The 16,306-nt window shown below is 35.2% G+C and carries 17 protein-coding genes; 11 read left to right on the top strand and 6 right to left on the bottom strand.

Annotated features, from left to right (window positions below; genetic code table 11):
- The first annotated feature begins 4 nt into the window (after window positions 1–4).
- The 4 genes from GMD78_RS17100 (at window position 5) to GMD78_RS17115 (ending at window position 4,914) form a co-directional block, all read left to right on the top strand.
- Entirely contained in the window at window positions 5–2,977 is a 2,973-nt protein-coding gene (locus GMD78_RS17100) for an AAA family ATPase (RefSeq protein ID WP_196493854.1), read from the top strand.
- 65 nt (window positions 2,978–3,042) lie between these two features.
- Entirely contained in the window at window positions 3,043–3,594 is a 552-nt protein-coding gene (locus GMD78_RS17105) for a GbsR/MarR family transcriptional regulator (RefSeq protein ID WP_155670526.1), read from the top strand.
- Between the two features lie 96 nt (window positions 3,595–3,690).
- Window positions 3,691–4,641, top strand: coding sequence for a 3'-5' exoribonuclease YhaM (gene yhaM, locus GMD78_RS17110; protein WP_155670528.1), 951 nt, complete (start codon window positions 3,691–3,693; stop codon window positions 4,639–4,641).
- A gap of 69 nt (window positions 4,642–4,710) precedes the next feature.
- On the top strand, window positions 4,711–4,914 hold the full coding sequence (locus GMD78_RS17115) for a sporulation YhaL family protein (RefSeq protein WP_343042416.1): 204 nt from the start codon (window positions 4,711–4,713) through the stop codon (window positions 4,912–4,914).
- Window positions 4,915–4,975: 61 nt separating this feature from the next.
- On the opposite strand, the gene GMD78_RS17120 is transcribed toward GMD78_RS17115, so the two are convergent.
- A complete protein-coding gene (locus GMD78_RS17120; protein WP_155670532.1) occupies window positions 4,976–5,848 on the bottom strand; it encodes a peptidylprolyl isomerase in 873 nt (290 codons plus the stop codon).
- A 471-nt stretch (window positions 5,849–6,319) separates the two neighbouring features.
- Window positions 6,320–6,862, bottom strand: a complete 543-nt coding sequence (locus tag GMD78_RS17125) for a DUF3267 domain-containing protein (RefSeq protein ID WP_155670533.1) — start codon at window positions 6,860–6,862, stop codon at window positions 6,320–6,322.
- Between the two features lie 200 nt (window positions 6,863–7,062).
- Between GMD78_RS17125 and GMD78_RS17130 the strand changes: the two genes are divergently transcribed.
- Window positions 7,063–7,404, top strand: coding sequence for a DUF1878 family protein (locus GMD78_RS17130; RefSeq protein ID WP_246187688.1), 342 nt, complete (start codon window positions 7,063–7,065; stop codon window positions 7,402–7,404).
- A gap of 61 nt (window positions 7,405–7,465) precedes the next feature.
- On the opposite strand, the gene GMD78_RS17135 is transcribed toward GMD78_RS17130, so the two are convergent.
- Complete coding sequence (locus GMD78_RS17135) at window positions 7,466–7,951, bottom strand: GbsR/MarR family transcriptional regulator (RefSeq protein ID WP_155670538.1); 486 nt, start codon at window positions 7,949–7,951, stop codon at window positions 7,466–7,468.
- 302 nt (window positions 7,952–8,253) lie between these two features.
- Between GMD78_RS17135 and GMD78_RS17140 the strand changes: the two genes are divergently transcribed.
- The 4 genes from GMD78_RS17140 (at window position 8,254) to GMD78_RS17155 (ending at window position 11,567) form a co-directional block, all read left to right on the top strand.
- The gene (locus tag GMD78_RS17140) at window positions 8,254–9,453 is read left to right on the top strand and encodes a quaternary amine ABC transporter ATP-binding protein (RefSeq protein WP_343042417.1); all 1,200 of its coding nucleotides are present in this window, start codon (window positions 8,254–8,256) and stop codon (window positions 9,451–9,453) included.
- Entirely contained in the window at window positions 9,446–10,312 is an 867-nt protein-coding gene (locus GMD78_RS17145; RefSeq protein ID WP_155670542.1) for an ABC transporter permease, read from the top strand. The genes GMD78_RS17140 and GMD78_RS17145 overlap by 8 nt, the downstream gene beginning before the upstream one ends.
- A 73-nt stretch (window positions 10,313–10,385) precedes the next feature.
- Complete coding sequence (locus tag GMD78_RS17150) at window positions 10,386–11,273, top strand: glycine betaine ABC transporter substrate-binding protein (protein ID WP_155670544.1); 888 nt, start codon at window positions 10,386–10,388, stop codon at window positions 11,271–11,273.
- A 39-nt stretch (window positions 11,274–11,312) separates the two neighbouring features.
- On the top strand, window positions 11,313–11,567 hold the full coding sequence (locus GMD78_RS17155; RefSeq protein WP_155670546.1) for a hypothetical protein: 255 nt from the start codon (window positions 11,313–11,315) through the stop codon (window positions 11,565–11,567).
- 131 nt (window positions 11,568–11,698) lie between these two features.
- On the opposite strand, the gene GMD78_RS17160 is transcribed toward GMD78_RS17155, so the two are convergent.
- The 3 genes from GMD78_RS17160 to GMD78_RS17170 all read right to left on the bottom strand — a co-directional run bounded on the left by GMD78_RS17160 (window position 11,699) and on the right by GMD78_RS17170 (window position 13,299).
- A complete protein-coding gene (locus tag GMD78_RS17160) occupies window positions 11,699–12,058 on the bottom strand; it encodes a YtxH domain-containing protein (RefSeq protein WP_155670548.1) in 360 nt (119 codons plus the stop codon).
- A 147-nt stretch (window positions 12,059–12,205) separates the two neighbouring features.
- A complete protein-coding gene (locus GMD78_RS17165) occupies window positions 12,206–12,724 on the bottom strand; it encodes a tryptophan transporter (RefSeq protein ID WP_155670550.1) in 519 nt (172 codons plus the stop codon).
- A 146-nt stretch (window positions 12,725–12,870) separates the two neighbouring features.
- Window positions 12,871–13,299, bottom strand: a complete 429-nt coding sequence (locus GMD78_RS17170; protein ID WP_155670552.1) for an HIT family protein — start codon at window positions 13,297–13,299, stop codon at window positions 12,871–12,873.
- A 951-nt stretch (window positions 13,300–14,250) separates the two neighbouring features.
- Between GMD78_RS17170 and GMD78_RS17175 the strand changes: the two genes are divergently transcribed.
- Both GMD78_RS17175 and GMD78_RS17180 read left to right on the top strand, forming a co-directional pair.
- Window positions 14,251–14,994 (top strand): ABC transporter ATP-binding protein, encoded by a 744-nt coding sequence (locus GMD78_RS17175; RefSeq protein WP_343042418.1) that lies wholly within the window; start codon window positions 14,251–14,253, stop codon window positions 14,992–14,994.
- Window positions 14,987–16,201 carry an ABC transporter permease gene (locus GMD78_RS17180; protein WP_155670554.1) on the top strand — a complete coding sequence of 405 codons (1,215 nt, stop codon included), beginning with the start codon at window positions 14,987–14,989 and terminating at the stop codon, window positions 16,199–16,201. The genes GMD78_RS17175 and GMD78_RS17180 overlap by 8 nt, the downstream gene beginning before the upstream one ends.
- The last annotated feature ends 105 nt before the right edge of the window (window positions 16,202–16,306 follow it).

Here is a 16,306-nt window from a genome sequence, read left to right on the forward strand (position 1 = left end):
AAATATGAAACTATTACGCGCGACCATATTTGGGTTTGCTAAATGGGTAGATTTTGACATCGATTTTCGGAATGAAAATCTAACCATTATTTATGGAGAAAATGAATCAGGAAAGTCATCTTTACATAAATTTATTCTATTTATGTTATTTGGTTTACCGCCTAAACAACGGACATTTTATCGACCGAAAACAAGTAGCAAAATGGGAGGAAGACTAACTGTACAAGATCCTGATTATGGAGAATTCATCATTGAACGAATGGATGATACTCGAAATGGTGCAGCGATCTGCTACACTCCAGACGGCTTGGAACATAATGAAAAATGGCTCCAAGAATGCCTAGGGGGAATGAATCAAGAAGCATATCATAATATATTTTCGTTCTCTGCAAATGATTTATCCTCCATACGTAAGATGAAGGAAAATGATATGGGAGAAGTATTATTAGGAATTGGTTTAACAGGTTCTGTACATATTCATTCAATTGAAAAAAAGTTAGATACCAAAATAGCAGAAATGTTTAAACCATATGGTAAGAAACCTGTCATTAATCAGCAAATTCAAGCATTGCAAGGGCATCAAATGACCTTGACAGAAATGCAGCAGGAAGAGGCAACTTATCGACAAAAGCAAATTAAATTAATTGAATTGACAACGGAGATGGACCGGTTAACGAATAACGTACGAACTGAAAGAGAGCATGTACTGTTATTGGAAAAAAAACTACAGGCTTTACCAGCAGTACATGAATACCATAAATATTCTAACCAATTAAAAGAGATACCTAGTTACATTCCTTTTCCAGAAGAAGGGATTAACCGCCTCCAATCCTTGAAAGAAAAAGTAGTACCATTACAAAGTGAGATGTCTGTTCTAAAGGCAAATGAGCAAAGACAGAAGAATCAGCAACTTCAGTTAGAACAGTCCCTTTCATCTAAGAAATCATCAGAAAAATTAGTAATCCTTTTAGATAAACAAGAGAAGTTTAAAGAGCAAAAAAACGAATTATTCAAGATAAACGATTCCATGCAAAAATTAAATCTTCGTATTCAAACTGAGTTAGAGGATATGAACCTAGGTATAACTCGTAAGGATTTAAAAGAAATTCGTTTACCTTTCCACATTGAGAAAACTTGGAATGAACTAAAGAGTAATCAAGAGCAGCTAGAACTAGAACAAAAGCTATTGAACGAGGATATCCATTTAGTTGAGCAAACACAAACATTTATTGAAGAACAATTACATGAACTAGAAGCAGAGCTACTAACAAATGAACAGAAAAATCAACTACACGAAAAGCTTGAGCATTATAGTAAAAGTAAATTAGTTGAGAAGTTGCAGCAAGAAGAAAAGATCAAAGCAGAAAAGTGGAGAAAAAATAAAAAAGTAACGGAAAAGAGATCAACTACTATTTTGTTAGCATCTATTGCTCTAGCTGTCATTTTAGGGATAACAGGAATTTTCACTGACTGGGATATCCTAGTAACTGTAGCAGTGATTAGTTTCATTATAGGTATCGGACAATGGGGCTGGAGTAGGCGCTCCTTACTAAACATGGAAAAATTATTTGAGCAATCAATGTACATACCATCTGAAGGCAATTTGACCGACCGTGAAAAAGAAGATGCTGAACGTCTGTTAGAGCGTGACCATGAGAATAAAAATGAACAAAAACTATTATTAGAACAATTAAAGTCTACAGATATTCAACGTATACAGCTACAAGAAAAGCAATCTGTTAAAAAGGGTAGCAAAGAACAATTACAAAAGAAAATTCAAGAACAGCAGCAAATATACCCCTTTTTACGGAATGTAGACGTTCCGTATTGGACAGAAGTTTTCCATACACTAAAATCTATTCTTCGAATGCAGAGCGAGAAAGAAGAATTAGAAGCGGAATATCAAGTAATTCAACGTAACGTTTCTTTGTTTGAAAAAGAGGTAGAAAAAGCTCTCCAAGAGGAAGGAGTCGATACATCGAATACTACCGAAGAGCAACTAAAGTGGATAGAGGAAGAGTGGAATGATTTCATCAAAGCGAAGGAATCCCTTTCTCAAGTAAAGAAATTAATTAGCGAAAATAATCAACATCAACAAAATGTAAAACAAAAAATAGAAGTATATCAAAATGAAATAGATTTATTGTTTAAGTCTGCAGAGGTAAGTAATGAGGATGAGTTTTACCAACAGGCTAGTGTATTAGAAGAGAGAGAAAAATGGTTGGAATTACGGAGTAAAATTATCCAGCAATATAAGCAACTATTTTCTAATGATCAATGGCAAAAGCTTGTCGAACAAAGACCTCAGCAAAGTAGTGTTGAATTGGAGATTCAACAGGCTAAAGAAATGATTTCTAACATGGAAGCTACTATACAAGAACTTCAGCAACAGATCGCAGATATAAAAATAGATTTAAGCAAAATGGAATCATCAGAGAGCTATTCTAAAATGTTGCATCAATTTCACATGAATAAGGAGCAATTAAATGTTATAGCGAAAGAATGGGCAACGTATAAAACGGCAAAAGAGCTTTTAACCGAGACAAAACGAAATTACAGGAAAAAATACCAATCCAAAGTAATTGAACAAACATCATACTATTTTCAGAAGATTACAGGAGGTGCATATATACATGTATTTGCACCAACGGAGGAAAAATTATTTTTAGTAGAAAGTAAGGACAATATTAGATATACTGTGGAGGAGCTTTCTCAAGGTACAATTGACCAACTATATGTATCCTTAAGATTAGCAATCGGAGAAATTATGACAAAGGAAAACCATCTTCCTTTTATTATTGATGATGCTTTTGTTCATTTCGACGCTATACGGACGGAGAAAGTTCTTCGTATTTTGGATGAAATAGCAGAAAAACAACAAGTATTATTATTTTCCTGTAGAAAGGAAATACTGGAATCAACTACATCAAATGTTATTAAATTAACAAATCAGGTTCCATTAATGGAAAATAAATGATAAACTGTTTTCAGATTATGGTGTAGTTAACATAAAAGGAAATGTGTAAACGGAGGGACTCTTCCATGCCCGAAGAAAATCAAGGCAAAGATTGGGAACAATATGAAGAAACAATAGAAAAATTTATACAGGTAATAGCCAAGAATATGAATCTATATGGGATTACATCTTCTGTAGGTAGATTATATGGTACATTATATTTTGCTGATCAACCGATGACATTAGATGATATGCGGGATGCACTAGAAATGAGCAAAACAAGTATGTCTACTGGTGTTCGAGCGTTGTCTGATATGAAGATGGTTGAACCTACATATAAGAAGGGAATTCGTAAAGATCTGTATCAATCGGAAGAAGATTGGTACAAGTCCTTTACATCATTGTTTGCCAACCGTTGGCGTAAACAAACAGAATCGAATATTGAAGAGGCTAATGAAGCAATTGAAGAGCTAGAGATAATTCAACAAAAGACGGATGATCCTGAGTTAAAAGATAAAATTAACTCTGATATTGAGAGATTGCGCTATGCTAAAGATTACTATGATTGGCTAATGAAGTTTATTCGCGTAGTTGAGTCTGGTGAGATATTCAATTATATACCTAAAAACGAAAATTAGTATTCGATGATCTGAGATTGACAATCTAAATATGGCACTGTGTCACGCGTGCTTATTTTCTGTCAATCTCTTTTTCATAAGGAAGGAGAATGAGACATGAAACGGGGAATCGGGAGTCATCAAATAGGTGACCCATTTGAAGGGTTTGTTTTAATTAAAGAAGCATCGCGTGGGGTTACGAGTACAGGGAAACCATTTCTAACACTTATTTTAAGAGATGCAACAGGTGAAATTGAAGCAAAATTATGGGACGTCACCAAGGAGGATGAAGAGGTATTTGTTGCGGAACAAATTATCCGAATTACTGGGGAGATCAACCAATTTAGGGGTAAGCCTCAAATGAAAATAACCTCGATTCGTCCTTCTCAACCGACAGATGGTGTTCATGTCTCTGACTTTATTGAAAAAGCTCCTGTAGAACGAGAAGTATTGATGGAAAAGCTGACAGAAGCAATTTTTGAGATGAAAAATCCAATATTACAGCGGATTGTTCGTGCGTTTATTAAAAAATATCAAGAGCCACTATTAACCTATCCAGCAGCATCAAAAAATCATCATGAATATGTTTCAGGGTTAGCACATCATATCGTTAGCATGATTGCGTTGGCAAAAGAAATACATAAATTATACCCACAGGTTAATAAGGACCTATTGTATGCCGGTATTATTTTACATGACCTAGGAAAATTAAAAGAATTATCGGGAGTTGTTTCTACCTCCTATACCATGGAAGGTAAGCTATTAGGGCATATCCCTATGATGGTGGAAGAAATCGGCCATATGGCAAAAGAGTTACAAATCGAAGGAGAGGAAGTACTCATTCTACAACACCTCGTACTAAGTCACCATGGTATAAAAGAATGGGGAAGTCCAACACCACCACTTGTTCGCGAAGCTGAATTACTACACTTCATTGACTTAATCGATGCTAAAATGAATATGCTTAACCGAGCATTGGATAAAGTGAAACCAGGAGAATTTACAGAGAGATTATTTGCAATGGATAATCGTTCATTCTATAAGCCAAGTTTTGAGGAAGAAAACTAATCCATTGTAATGATTTTGGCATCTTGTTCATATATATATGATAGATGTGATGGACAAGGAGGTTTTAACGTGATTTTTGGTGTTCCTTGGTGGGTTTTTATGATGGTTCTGTTTATTTTTCTCAGTGGCTATATGGCTTTTCGAGCAATGCGTGCGGAAAGAGAGCTGGAAGAGAAATATATTGAGCAGCAGGGAAAAGTGTACATGGACCGAATAGAAGAAGAGCGACAAAAAAGAATGCAGCAAGAAAGAGATCAGCAAGTTTCACACTAGAATGAAAGAAAAAATAAAAGCTATCCAGTTAGGGGACGTACCCCAATGGATAGCTTTTTTCTTAGCCCTGAGCGTTTGCTTCTTGGGCATCAAATAGGTTTTCAAACTCTTCTATTTTTACATCAATATCAGCATCTTCAATTAGTTGATTTAGTTTTTCTTGGAATGATGATTGATCTACTTTAGAGTAAGCAAGCTGACGACGAAGATCTTCTTCCATATCTTCAAAAGACTCAATGTCTTCAGCATCACGCTTGTCCGTTACTTTAATAACATGGTATCCATATTGAGATTCAACAGGTTCACTAATTTCATCAATTTCAAGGTTATATGCAGCATCTTCGAATTCCGGTACCATTTCTCCAGTTGAGAAATATCCTATGTCGCCACCATTTTCAGCTGAACTGTCAGTAGAATATTCTTGTGCTAATTCAGCAAAATCTGCACCTTCATCAAGCTGTTGCTTAACATCATTTGCAGTTTCTTCATCTTCTACTAAAATATGACTCGCTTGTATTTCAGTTTTCATGCGGTCGTAACGTTGTTGAACTTCTTCATCGGTAACTTCAATGTCTTCAAATGCCATTTTTTCTTGTAAAAGCATTTGGTATGCTTGATCACGAAATGCCTCTTCATCTGGTAATCCTTGTTGATACAAGTACATTTCAAAGTTTTCACCTTGCTGTTCTTTTGTTTGCTCTACATATTCATCAACTTCATCATCAGTTACTTCATATTTGTTTTCTAGTACTTGAAGTACTACCATTTCGTATAGTAGACCTTCACCTGCACGATCTTTTAATTCATTATAAAAATCGTCTTTTGTAATATTTCCTGCTTGAGATTCAACAATTACTTCGGGATCATCAGAATTACAAGCAGATAATGTAAGGACTCCTGCAGTAATCGTTGCTGCAATAGCTAGTTTTTTCATGCATGAACACTCCTAATCTTTTTCCTTAAAATTAATGTACTATAAAGTAATATACCATAGTTTAACACAAAAAAAATAGTCCTATTATAAAATAGGATGGATCGCCCAAACTTTAAATCATTACATTTAAAACTTTTACATAAGAAGATACTAACAGAATTAGCATCATAATATTAATTACTCGAAAAACACCAGCTTGTTTTGTTTGATTCATTTCCAGTTTTGTGCAAAATTTATGAGTAAGAGAATTGAAAATGAATAAAATAACTAATGCATAAATGATAAAAATAATATTCATAACCTGAAAACCTCCCTTATGAATAACCAATATGGATGAGAAGTATCCATAAAATATATGACAAATTTATAAGAACTATGTGAACTTCATATGTCTTACTGTATCAAAATATTAACCTTGTGAACAGTAGTTTTTATAAAGAAATAAAAAAGAACCTGATGATAAACAGGTTCTTAGTTGGAAGCTTTAAGCAATATATGGAAGCCTTCATTTCCATTTTCAACAAAAGCTTCTTTAGGTGCTCTTGCGATATGAAAAATATAGATAAAATCTATGAATGTGATACCTATATGAATAGAAGTAAATATTAGTATAAATACATAGAATTCAGGAATCAAAAAGCTTGCTAGGATTCCAGGTATTGTAACGATTATTGTTGGAGCGAGTGCTACCAATAAAAAATGCATTTTTGATAATTGTATATGCGGATAACGATTTGTAATTCTTTTTGATTTTTTCTTTATGTTTTTGGTACTATTTTTCTTTTTCACCATTAACAAAGGTAATTTATGCACGAACGAATGAAGTGGTAGTAAAAAAATAAGTGCAATTATAAGGTAAAATACTCCTGATTCGTTTACTTGATTTCCACCATGAATAATTGTGGCTGGTACATACATAAAGACAAATGCTAATAGTCCCGTCAAGCACGAGATAAATCGAATCCATTGTTTACCGTATTCTTTGTGAAGGTTTATTGATTTCAAGCAATTCATTTGTATACCCCCTTGATCGTTCGTAGTTGTACAAAATCAGTTATTTATATAATATTAAAAAATCCTTAATGAATGATAGTATGTTTGCGGAAGAAAAGCAATACTTTTTTTGTAAATTTTTTTAGATAGAATTATAATAAAAGAAAGTTTATTCAGACAAATAATCTAGAATGTAATGTGAGATGGGGGAGAGGCATATATTGGCGGCTTATAATAATGATACGGCAACATTTCATTTACAATTGCTAACGAAGACATTAGATATGCAGAAATACCCATTTATTAAATTGATTATTGAGAGAACAATTACGAATGAAGAATATGATGAATTATTTCACTTATTACATACATTGAATTCTAAATATGAGGTTCAAAAAGAGGATGGACTTCTTGATTTTTCTTCGCTTCTCATACATTTTGCAGGAATGTTGAATGAGAAGTTAGATCCAAACGAAACAATTTTTGCATTAAAAGCAGAGGGGTATTTTGTAGAACTTATGAATACATTTATCAAAATAATCGAGGAAGATGGCAGAAAATAAAGCGCTTGTTAACCGTTCCAAGCGCTTTTCCTTATGATTACATGATGGGAATAAATATATTTTATTGTTTAAGCTCTCGAAAGAATGAATCTAATTTTTTATGGAAATCGATAATGTTAGTTAACTGGTGTCGGAGGCGATCTCTTTCATCTTTTGTAATTCCTTTTTTGTTGCTTTGCTCCAAATCAAACTCGATCTCATCTAGAGCATCCTTACGATGGTTAGTTGCATCGATCCATTTATTAATATATGAGGTCATAAATAACTTAAATAATTGCGAGTTTGCTTGATATAAGTCTTTACGTACTCCTTTTTTCCACACTAATGTTACTAAATTCAAATCTGATAAACTCCGAATACTTTTGCTCATCGAAGTTTTACTCTTTCCTAATGCTTCACTCATTTCATCCAATGTAAGTGGTTTTTCAGCTAAGTATAAATATGCAAATAATCGTGCTTCTAACGGTGTTAAATCGAACATTTCTATAGTTTTAGCGAATTCTATTACTATTTTATTTCTTATGTTTTCGGTGTTTTGTTCCAACATGTAATCCTCCTAGAAACATTGCTATATCAAGGTTACAATAAAATCGCTCTTTTGGAAAATGCCATATTGGCATGTATTTGCTAGTAAATTGGAGTAATTTAAAGGAATTAGCTTGAAAACATTGTACAGTTTAAACTGTACGAAAAATATAAACGAAATTAATGGTATACAGTGTTTGTACTGAACATATAAAACAGTATATAGTATAAAAGTAAGTTAACCTTGCTCGGTACTTATGAATGTCTAGTAATCTATTCGGACTAGACTAGAACAAAAGAATCATAATTAAAGAGGTGAAAGATGTGCCTATTATTGAGGCGAAAGGTTTGTCAAAGGTTTTTGGTAAGAATTCGAAACAGGCATTAAAGCTGTTAGATGAAGGCTTATCAAAGGAAGATATATTACAGAAGACTGGAAGTACAGTTGGAGTTAATCGTGCTTCATTTTCAGTAGAAACTGGTGAAATATTTGTTATCATGGGTTTGTCCGGTAGTGGTAAGTCTACTTTAGTACGATTAATTAATAGATTAATTGAACCAACTGAAGGTAGCATCTTTATTGATGGCCAAGATCTAGCAAAAATGGATAAAAAAGAATTACGTCAAGTAAGACGTGAAAAATTAGGTATGGTATTCCAACGTTTTGCGTTGTTTCCAAATCGTACGGTTCTACAAAATGCTGAATATGGTCTAGAAATCCAAGGAGTTCCAAAAGAAGAACGTTCTAAGAAAGCAAAAGAAGCATTAGAAATGGTTGGTCTTGGAGGCTATATTGAACAAAGGCCAGACCAATTATCTGGTGGTATGCAGCAACGTGTCGGGTTAGCTAGAGCGTTAGCGAACGACCCAGAGGTTTTATTGATGGACGAGGCTTTCTCTGCATTGGATCCATTAATTCGTAAGGACATGCAAGATGAATTAATTGATTTGCAATCGAATATGAAAAAGACAATCATTTTTATCACACATGATCTGGACGAAGCACTTCGAATCGGAGATCGGATTGCATTAATGAAAGACGGTTCTATTGTGCAAATTGGAACACCGGAAGAAATCTTAGTAAATCCAGCAAATGATTACGTCGAGAAATTTGTTGAGGATGTGGATCGTTCTAAGATTTTAAATGCAGGGCACATTATGAAACGTCCTGAAACAATTAATATTGATAAACACGGACCACGTGTAGCATTAGAGCGCATGCGTGAAGAAGGGCTATCAAGCATATTGGTTGTTGATAGTAAACGAAATCTAAAAGGGTATGTAACAGCAGATGATGCATCTGAAGCAAGAAAGAAAGATGTGCGCGACATTCATGAAATACTACGTACCGATATTAAGAAGGTTGAAAAAGACACAGCAATGCAAGATATTTTTACCATTATAAATGGTTCACCAATTCCAGTTGCTGTTCTAGAAAACGAAAGACTAGTAGGAATTATTGTTCGAGGAGCAGTAATTGCTGCACTAGCTGGAGATAGTGAGGTGAACATCGACAATGTTTAATTCATTAAAAGAGTGGTTTACAGAAGGTATACCGATAGCTGAAGGGACAAAATGGTTTGTAGATGAATTAACGGATAAGTTATCATTCTTATTTAATCCAATCAAAGAGCATTTTGGTAATTTCATGGAGTGGATGGCAGAGGATGTATTAATGGCTATACCACCTGTAGTGGTTATTATTGTAGTCGCATTATTAGCTTTCCTTCTGTCGGGTAAGAGGTTAGGATTAGCTGCGTTTTCTGTTGTAGGTCTATGGTTAATAAATAATCAGGGATTCTGGGAACAGTTAATGAGCACGGTAACACTTGTACTAATTGCCAGTCTCTTATCGGTTATTATTGGAGTGCCTATAGGTATTTTAATGGCTAAAAGTAAAACTGCTGAGGCAATTATTACACCAGTATTAGACTTTATGCAGACAATGCCTGCATTTGTTTATTTGATCCCAGCAGTTGCATTCTTTGGAATTGGTATGGTTCCTGGGGTGTTTGCATCACTCATCTTCGCAACACCACCAACAGTTCGTTTTACAAACTTAGGTATCCGCCAAGTCTCCAAGGAACTTGTAGAGGCTTCTGAAGCATTTGGTAGTACTGGTACGCAAAAACTATTTAAAGTTGAATTGCCAATGGCAAAAGCAACGATTATGGCAGGAATTAACCAAACTGTAATGCTTGCATTATCTATGGTTGTTATCGCGTCTATGATCGGTGCACCTGGTTTAGGACGTGAGGTATTATCTGCACTACAACGTTCCAATGTTGGAGTAGGATTTGTTGCAGGTATTGGAATTGTAATTCTTGCAATTATTATTGATCGCTTTACACAAAGTATGAATAACAAAGGTGATAAAGCATAATTTACTTGTTGGCAACCTTTTCAGTATGAAAAGTTACCATATATTAAAAATAGAAAAAGGGGAGTTTTATTTTATGTTTAAATCATGGAAACGTCTAGGAATTGCTGCTGGACTTTCATTATCATTGATTGCTGCTGGTTGTGGCTCTGACAATGAAGATGGAAATGGAGATACAACAGAAGGCGAATCAAAAGAAATTGAATTAGTATATGTAGAGTGGGATTCTGAAATCGCATCTACACACGTAGTTGGTAAAGTATTAGAAGACCAAGGTTTCGATGTTAAATTAACACCAATCGATAACTCTGTAATGTGGGAATCCGTAGCTAATGGCGAAGCGGATGGTATGGTAGCTGCTTGGTTACCAGCAACACATGCTAGCCAATATGAAGAATATGCAGATCAAATGGTTGAGCTAGGTACGAACCTTGAAGGAGCTAAAATTGGTTTAGTTGTTCCTGAATACATGGATGTTGATTCGATTGCAGATTTAACAGACGAAGCAGGACAAAAAATTACTGGTATTGAACCAGGTGCTGGTGTTGTAGCTGCAGCTGAGCAATCTTTAGAGGACTATGAAAACCTAGAAGGTTGGGAAGTTGTAACTTCTTCTAGTGGTGCAATGGCTACTGAGCTTGGTACTGCTTATGGTAATGAAGAAGAAATCATTGTAACTGGTTGGACTCCACACTGGAAATTTGCTGAATATGATCTTAAATATTTAGAGGATCCAGAAGGTTCATTTGGTGAGGCTGAAACTATCGACACAATGGTTCGTGAAGGACTTGAAGAAGATATGCCAAACGCATATAAAATTCTTGACCAGTTCTTCTGGACAACAGAAGACATGGAAGCTGTAATGTTAGACATCTATAATGGGACTTCTCCTGAAGATGCAGCAGCAGCATGGGTAGAAGATAACGCTGATACAGTTGCTGAGTGGACAGAAGGCGTAGAATAATTAGGAAGAGACTGATACTTTTGGTATCAGTCTTTTTTTATGTCATATAAGCGTGAGAACATCGTACACGAGCGTGAGAACATCGGACACAAGCATGGGAACATCGGACGCGAGAGCGGGAACATCGGACACGAGAACGGGAACATCGGACACAAGCGTGGGAACATCGGACGCAGGAGCGGGAACATCGGACACAAGCATGGGAACATCGGACACGAGTGCGTGAACATCGGACGCAAGGGTCAGAACATCGGACACAAGCGCGGGAACATCGGACAAGCCCGCTCAAAGTAGGGGGGATTGTCAAGTAAAGTAGCCCAAAGTAGGGATTGTCAAGTCAAGTATGTGCTTTCAGATCCCCTCAAAATATCAACCCCAAAACAAAAAAACTCTCCCACTCAAAGTGAGAAAGTTTCACACATTAATTATTGCTTTTGTACTTTTTCTTCTAATTCTTTCAAGCTTGTTTCAATCTGTTCTAAGTATTCACGAATATTTTCTTGATGTGGTTCCACTGTACTTCTCCATTCTTGAACAGAGCTTTTCATATCATTAGTGAGTTCCTTAATTAAGGCTACTCCTTCTTTTGATGTTGCAGTAATTTGATCTTTAAGTTTAACCCCGTCTTGTCTTAAGTTTGCAACAAGTTCTTTTAATTCAATGCTCTGTTCTCTTACACGGTCTCGCAGTTCTCTTCCGGACGAAGGTGCACTTAATAATGTTGCCGTAGCACCTACGACTCCACCTACCATAACACCAAGTAATAAAGATTTTCCGTTTGCCATACGAATCCGCTCCTTTCCCACTATACCTTATTGTTTTCCATTTTTTTTAAAACTATTATTCCTTTTCATGTATGTAATCTAATTATACAATTATTCTGTTTAAAAAATCCTCTGACAAGCTTTGTGCCAGAGGATTTTATTTGTATATTAGTTTACGGCAATAGGTTGTGATCGTTTCATAATTTGCTGGACAATTGGATAAATAATGATCATGAATACTGTGTTTAACCCTGCTGCTGGAAGAACAACAGCTAAGAACAGAGCTGAAAATACTCCATCCATTAATCCAACAATGAATAATGCAACACTTAGGAAGATTGTTCCACTTATTATTGTGCCGATTGCAGTTAATAGTGGTGCACTGATATTTATGTTAATTTTATCCTTAACAAGTAACAACAGTGCAAAAAATAATAATGCTGTGAGTGGTTTATCAATCATGTTTGATATTTGCCCACCTGGTGCATTTGTTGTTAATGCTGACATTAATCCTGTTGCAAGAGATAAAATAATGACGTATTTCAGTTTAGGAAATAACATAATTCCTAAAAACATCATTGCTAACATCATATCCGGTGTCACCCCATAAATGGGTGGCATAACAAAATGCAATACAGCACCAATCCCCAACAATAGTGATAAAATGACCAAAATTCTCGTATTCATTTGTACCTCTCCTCATCTCAAGCTTCGCTCAGCTCATAAAAATTTTAAGTTCTCCAACTGTACGCTCATCGTCAGCTGCGAAAACTTATATCAATTATAACAGACATTAAAACAAATAAAAAGGGTGTAATTTTCAGAAAATGAAATTAGTTAACATTTGCATTAATGTCTGAAGCTATTTGCTGTAAGTCTTCTGAAGTATATTCCTCGGGACGAGCATCCCAATTTAAAGAGAAACCATCTTCTTGTCCATAACGCGGAATTAAGTGAATATGTAAGTGGAAGACAGATTGATATGCTTGTTTCCCATTATTGTTCAGCAAATTGATTCCAACAGGGTTATATGCGTCCTTAATAGCGTTTGCAATTTTTGGAACACGTGCAAATAATTCTTTTGCAACCTCTGCTGGTGTTTCATAAATATTTTCTGTATGTGTTTTTGGAATTACTAGGGTGTGGCCTTTTGTCACTTGACTAATATCTAGGAATGCATAGACATGATCATCCTCATAGACTTTTGCAGATGGAATTTCACCTTGGATTATTTTACAAAAAATACAATCTTCATGTGGCATATTACAGACAACTCCTTCTGTTATTTTTCTCCATTTTATATACTTTAGCAGTGTAATGTAAAGTCTTTGACATTAGAATATATCTATCCATTTTATTTCTGAAGGCTCTTTTGTAAAAGAGTAAAGCGTCCGTGGGAAAGACTATCACGGACAATTTGAATCCAGTGCGAGAGCATAAAGTCCATGAAAAAAAGCTGTCATGGACAAAAACCGATACGAAGCGACTACAAATCGTCCATGATGGAGATTAACTTCCTTGCCCCATTCGTTAGAAAGCCTCCTGCGAAGCATAGAATACGCAGGTGCAGTTTTTTTATCCGCGAGGAAGCTGAGTGTCGCCCTTGTACTGGGTGAAAGCGAAGTATTCTACTGGAGCGGTATTATAGCACTGAATAAAACAAGTGTATAAGAGCAAACCCACGATAAAGTTAATGCGCAATTTACATCAATTACTCATTAAGACTCTTTGCGTAAAAACAGCTATTTCAAAAAAATAAACAGGTCCCGCCCCTGGGGAGGGACGGGCCTGCTTTAAGAAGAACGAGGATGTCAATAAAACTAATGTGGGGACTTTGTAAGTTAGTTAATCGCAGAGCTTCATAACTTTCTTTTACAAAAAACCTTTTTGTCAGCATCTCATGGCGTTGAGATCTCTTCTAACAAAAGGGTTCTATTTCATTAGATTATCGTTCACAAACACCTCATTTGTTTTTAACACATTTTAATTGTAGTGAAGCCTTTTTATACGCCAACACTAACACCTCATTTGTGTTCAACAAATTGTATTGCCGTGAAACATCCTCGATCTTCACTAGTTATTGTGAACGGAAAACCATTTTATATACACATCATTTTTAAAAAAATGTCGAGATTCGTATGACAGTTTTTTTTGGCTTTATATCATAAAAGTGATAAAATTTAAAACAAGTGAACAATCTAGGAGGAGAACTCGTGGAGCCTTTGTTACGTATAGAGAATTTAGTTGGGGGCTATACCCATAAAAATGTATTACATGGCATTTCATTTGATGTCAACCCAAAAGAAATTGTTGGGTTGATTGGCTTAAACGGTGCCGGAAAAAGTACAACCATCAAGCATATTATTGGATTAATGCAAGCCAAAAAAGGATCCGTATCCATTAATGGTAAAACATTTCAAGAAAATCCAAGTGACTACCGAAATCGATTAGCTTATATACCAGAGATGCCAATCTTATATGATGAGTTAACATTATATGAGCATCTACAGTTAACAGCCATGGCCTATGATATCCCGAAAGACGTTTTTGAAAAGCGCCTGGATATCTTACTAAAAGAATTCCGTATGGAAAAGAAATTAAAATGGTTCCCTGTTCATTTTTCTAAAGGGATGCGACAAAAGGTTATGATCATGTGTGCATTTTTAATTGAGCCATCACTTTATATTGTGGACGAGCCTTTTGTTGGATTAGATCCATTAGGGATTCAATCGTATCTTCAGTTGATGGAAGATATGAAAAATAATGGATCTGGCATTTTGATGTCTACACACATTTTAGCAACTGCAGAACGCTATTGTGATCGTTTTGTCATTTTGCACGAAGGAGAAATTAGAGCATTAGGTACATTAAAAGACTTACGGGAACAATTTAACATGCCAAATGCTACATTAGATGATCTCTATGTGCAATTAACAAAGGAAGATAATCATGTTTGATTCTCATGGTTTTTTCAAAAAAAGATTTTCAGCTCACATGAAGGAAATGAGCAGGTATCTCCGTTATATATTCAATGGACATTTAGCGGTAGCGATGTTGTTTCTTATTTCTGCGCTAGCTTATTACTACCAACAGTGGCTCGCACAGTTACCAGCTGACTTTCCTACTGCTTGGGTAATTGGTATTGCATTTGGTTTGATCGTAAGCTATAGTCCAGTTCGAACATTACTTAAAGAACCTGATTTAGTGTTCTTGATTACCGCAGAACATCGGATGGGTGATTATTTTCGTAATGCTTTGATGTATAGCTTCGTCATTCAATTATATTTAATCTTATTAATAGTAGCTGCTCTTGGCCCATTATATTTTGAAACATACTCCGATCGAGAAGGGAGTACATATTTACTAACACTTGTTGTGGTATTAATTTTTAAACTGTGGAATTTATTTGCAAACTGGTGGATGCTAAAAGTACGAGATGCAAGCATTCGCTACGTGGATCAGATTGCACGCTTGTTATTAAATATTGCGGTTTTTTACTTCCTAATCAGTGGAGAAATATTATTAGCTGGAATAACCACGATCTTGTTTGTTGCCGTATTTTTGTATGATTTAAATCTTTCAAGAAAACAGGCAGGCTTAGCTTGGGAATTATTAGTGGAAAAAGATCAAAATAGAATGCAGACGTTTTATCGAATTGCCAATATGTTTACCGATGTCCCGCATTTGAAAAATCGAATTAAAAACCGTCACTGGCTTGTTTCCTTTATTAGTAAAAGGATTCCATTCGCCAAAAAACATACGTATGATTACTTATATCGAATTACATTTATTCGTGGTGGTGATTATGTTGGGATGTATGTTCGTTTAATTATCATTGGTGGTTTATTTATTTTCTTTGTTCCTAACATATGGATGAAGCTACTTTTTGCTATATTGTTCTTATACATGAGCAGCTTTCAAATGATGACATTATATCAGCACCATCGAACAATAATGTGGCTAGATATTTATCCGGTTGAAACGAAAGTAAGAAAGAAAGCATTGACCACATGGTTATTACAATTAACAATTATTCAAGCTGTAATTTTTGCTTGCATTTTCTTGGTAGCCCAATTGTATATTGGTTTTGTGCTAGCGCTAATAGGTGGCGTGTTATTTAGTTATTTATTTATAAATGGATATGTAAAACAGAAAATTGCATGAAAAAAGGCATTCATAAGGCTGGACTTATGAATGCCTTTTTTAGCAGTATAAGAAAGCTTTCTTAATACAGCAAAAGTGCAACTTGACTTTTGCTATAGAGGCTCG

Source organism: Ornithinibacillus caprae, from assembly GCF_009728145.1.
Classification (GTDB): Bacteria; Bacillota; Bacilli; order Bacillales; family Amphibacillaceae; genus Ornithinibacillus; species Ornithinibacillus caprae.

Coding starts and splice junctions, on each gene's coding strand:
- GMD78_RS17100 (WP_196493854.1), top strand. CDS start 5: ATGAAACTATTACGCGCGACCATATTTGGGTTTGCTAAATGGGTAGAT.
- GMD78_RS17150 (WP_155670544.1), top strand. CDS start 10,386: ATGTTTAAATCATGGAAACGTCTAGGAATTGCTGCTGGACTTTCATTA.
- GMD78_RS17125 (WP_155670533.1), bottom strand. CDS start 6,862: ATGAATTGCTTGAAATCAATAAACCTTCACAAAGAATACGGTAAACAA.
- GMD78_RS17120 (WP_155670532.1), bottom strand. CDS start 5,848: ATGAAAAAACTAGCTATTGCAGCAACGATTACTGCAGGAGTCCTTACA.
- GMD78_RS17165 (WP_155670550.1), bottom strand. CDS start 12,724: ATGAATACGAGAATTTTGGTCATTTTATCACTATTGTTGGGGATTGGT.
- GMD78_RS17105 (WP_155670526.1), top strand. CDS start 3,043: ATGCCCGAAGAAAATCAAGGCAAAGATTGGGAACAATATGAAGAAACA.
- GMD78_RS17160 (WP_155670548.1), bottom strand. CDS start 12,058: ATGGCAAACGGAAAATCTTTATTACTTGGTGTTATGGTAGGTGGAGTC.
- GMD78_RS17170 (WP_155670552.1), bottom strand. CDS start 13,299: ATGCCACATGAAGATTGTATTTTTTGTAAAATAATCCAAGGTGAAATT.
- GMD78_RS17155 (WP_155670546.1), top strand. CDS start 11,313: ATGTCATATAAGCGTGAGAACATCGTACACGAGCGTGAGAACATCGGA.
- GMD78_RS17145 (WP_155670542.1), top strand. CDS start 9,446: ATGTTTAATTCATTAAAAGAGTGGTTTACAGAAGGTATACCGATAGCT.
- GMD78_RS17135 (WP_155670538.1), bottom strand. CDS start 7,951: ATGTTGGAACAAAACACCGAAAACATAAGAAATAAAATAGTAATAGAA.
- yhaM (WP_155670528.1), top strand. CDS start 3,691: ATGAAACGGGGAATCGGGAGTCATCAAATAGGTGACCCATTTGAAGGG.
- GMD78_RS17180 (WP_155670554.1), top strand. CDS start 14,987: ATGTTTGATTCTCATGGTTTTTTCAAAAAAAGATTTTCAGCTCACATG.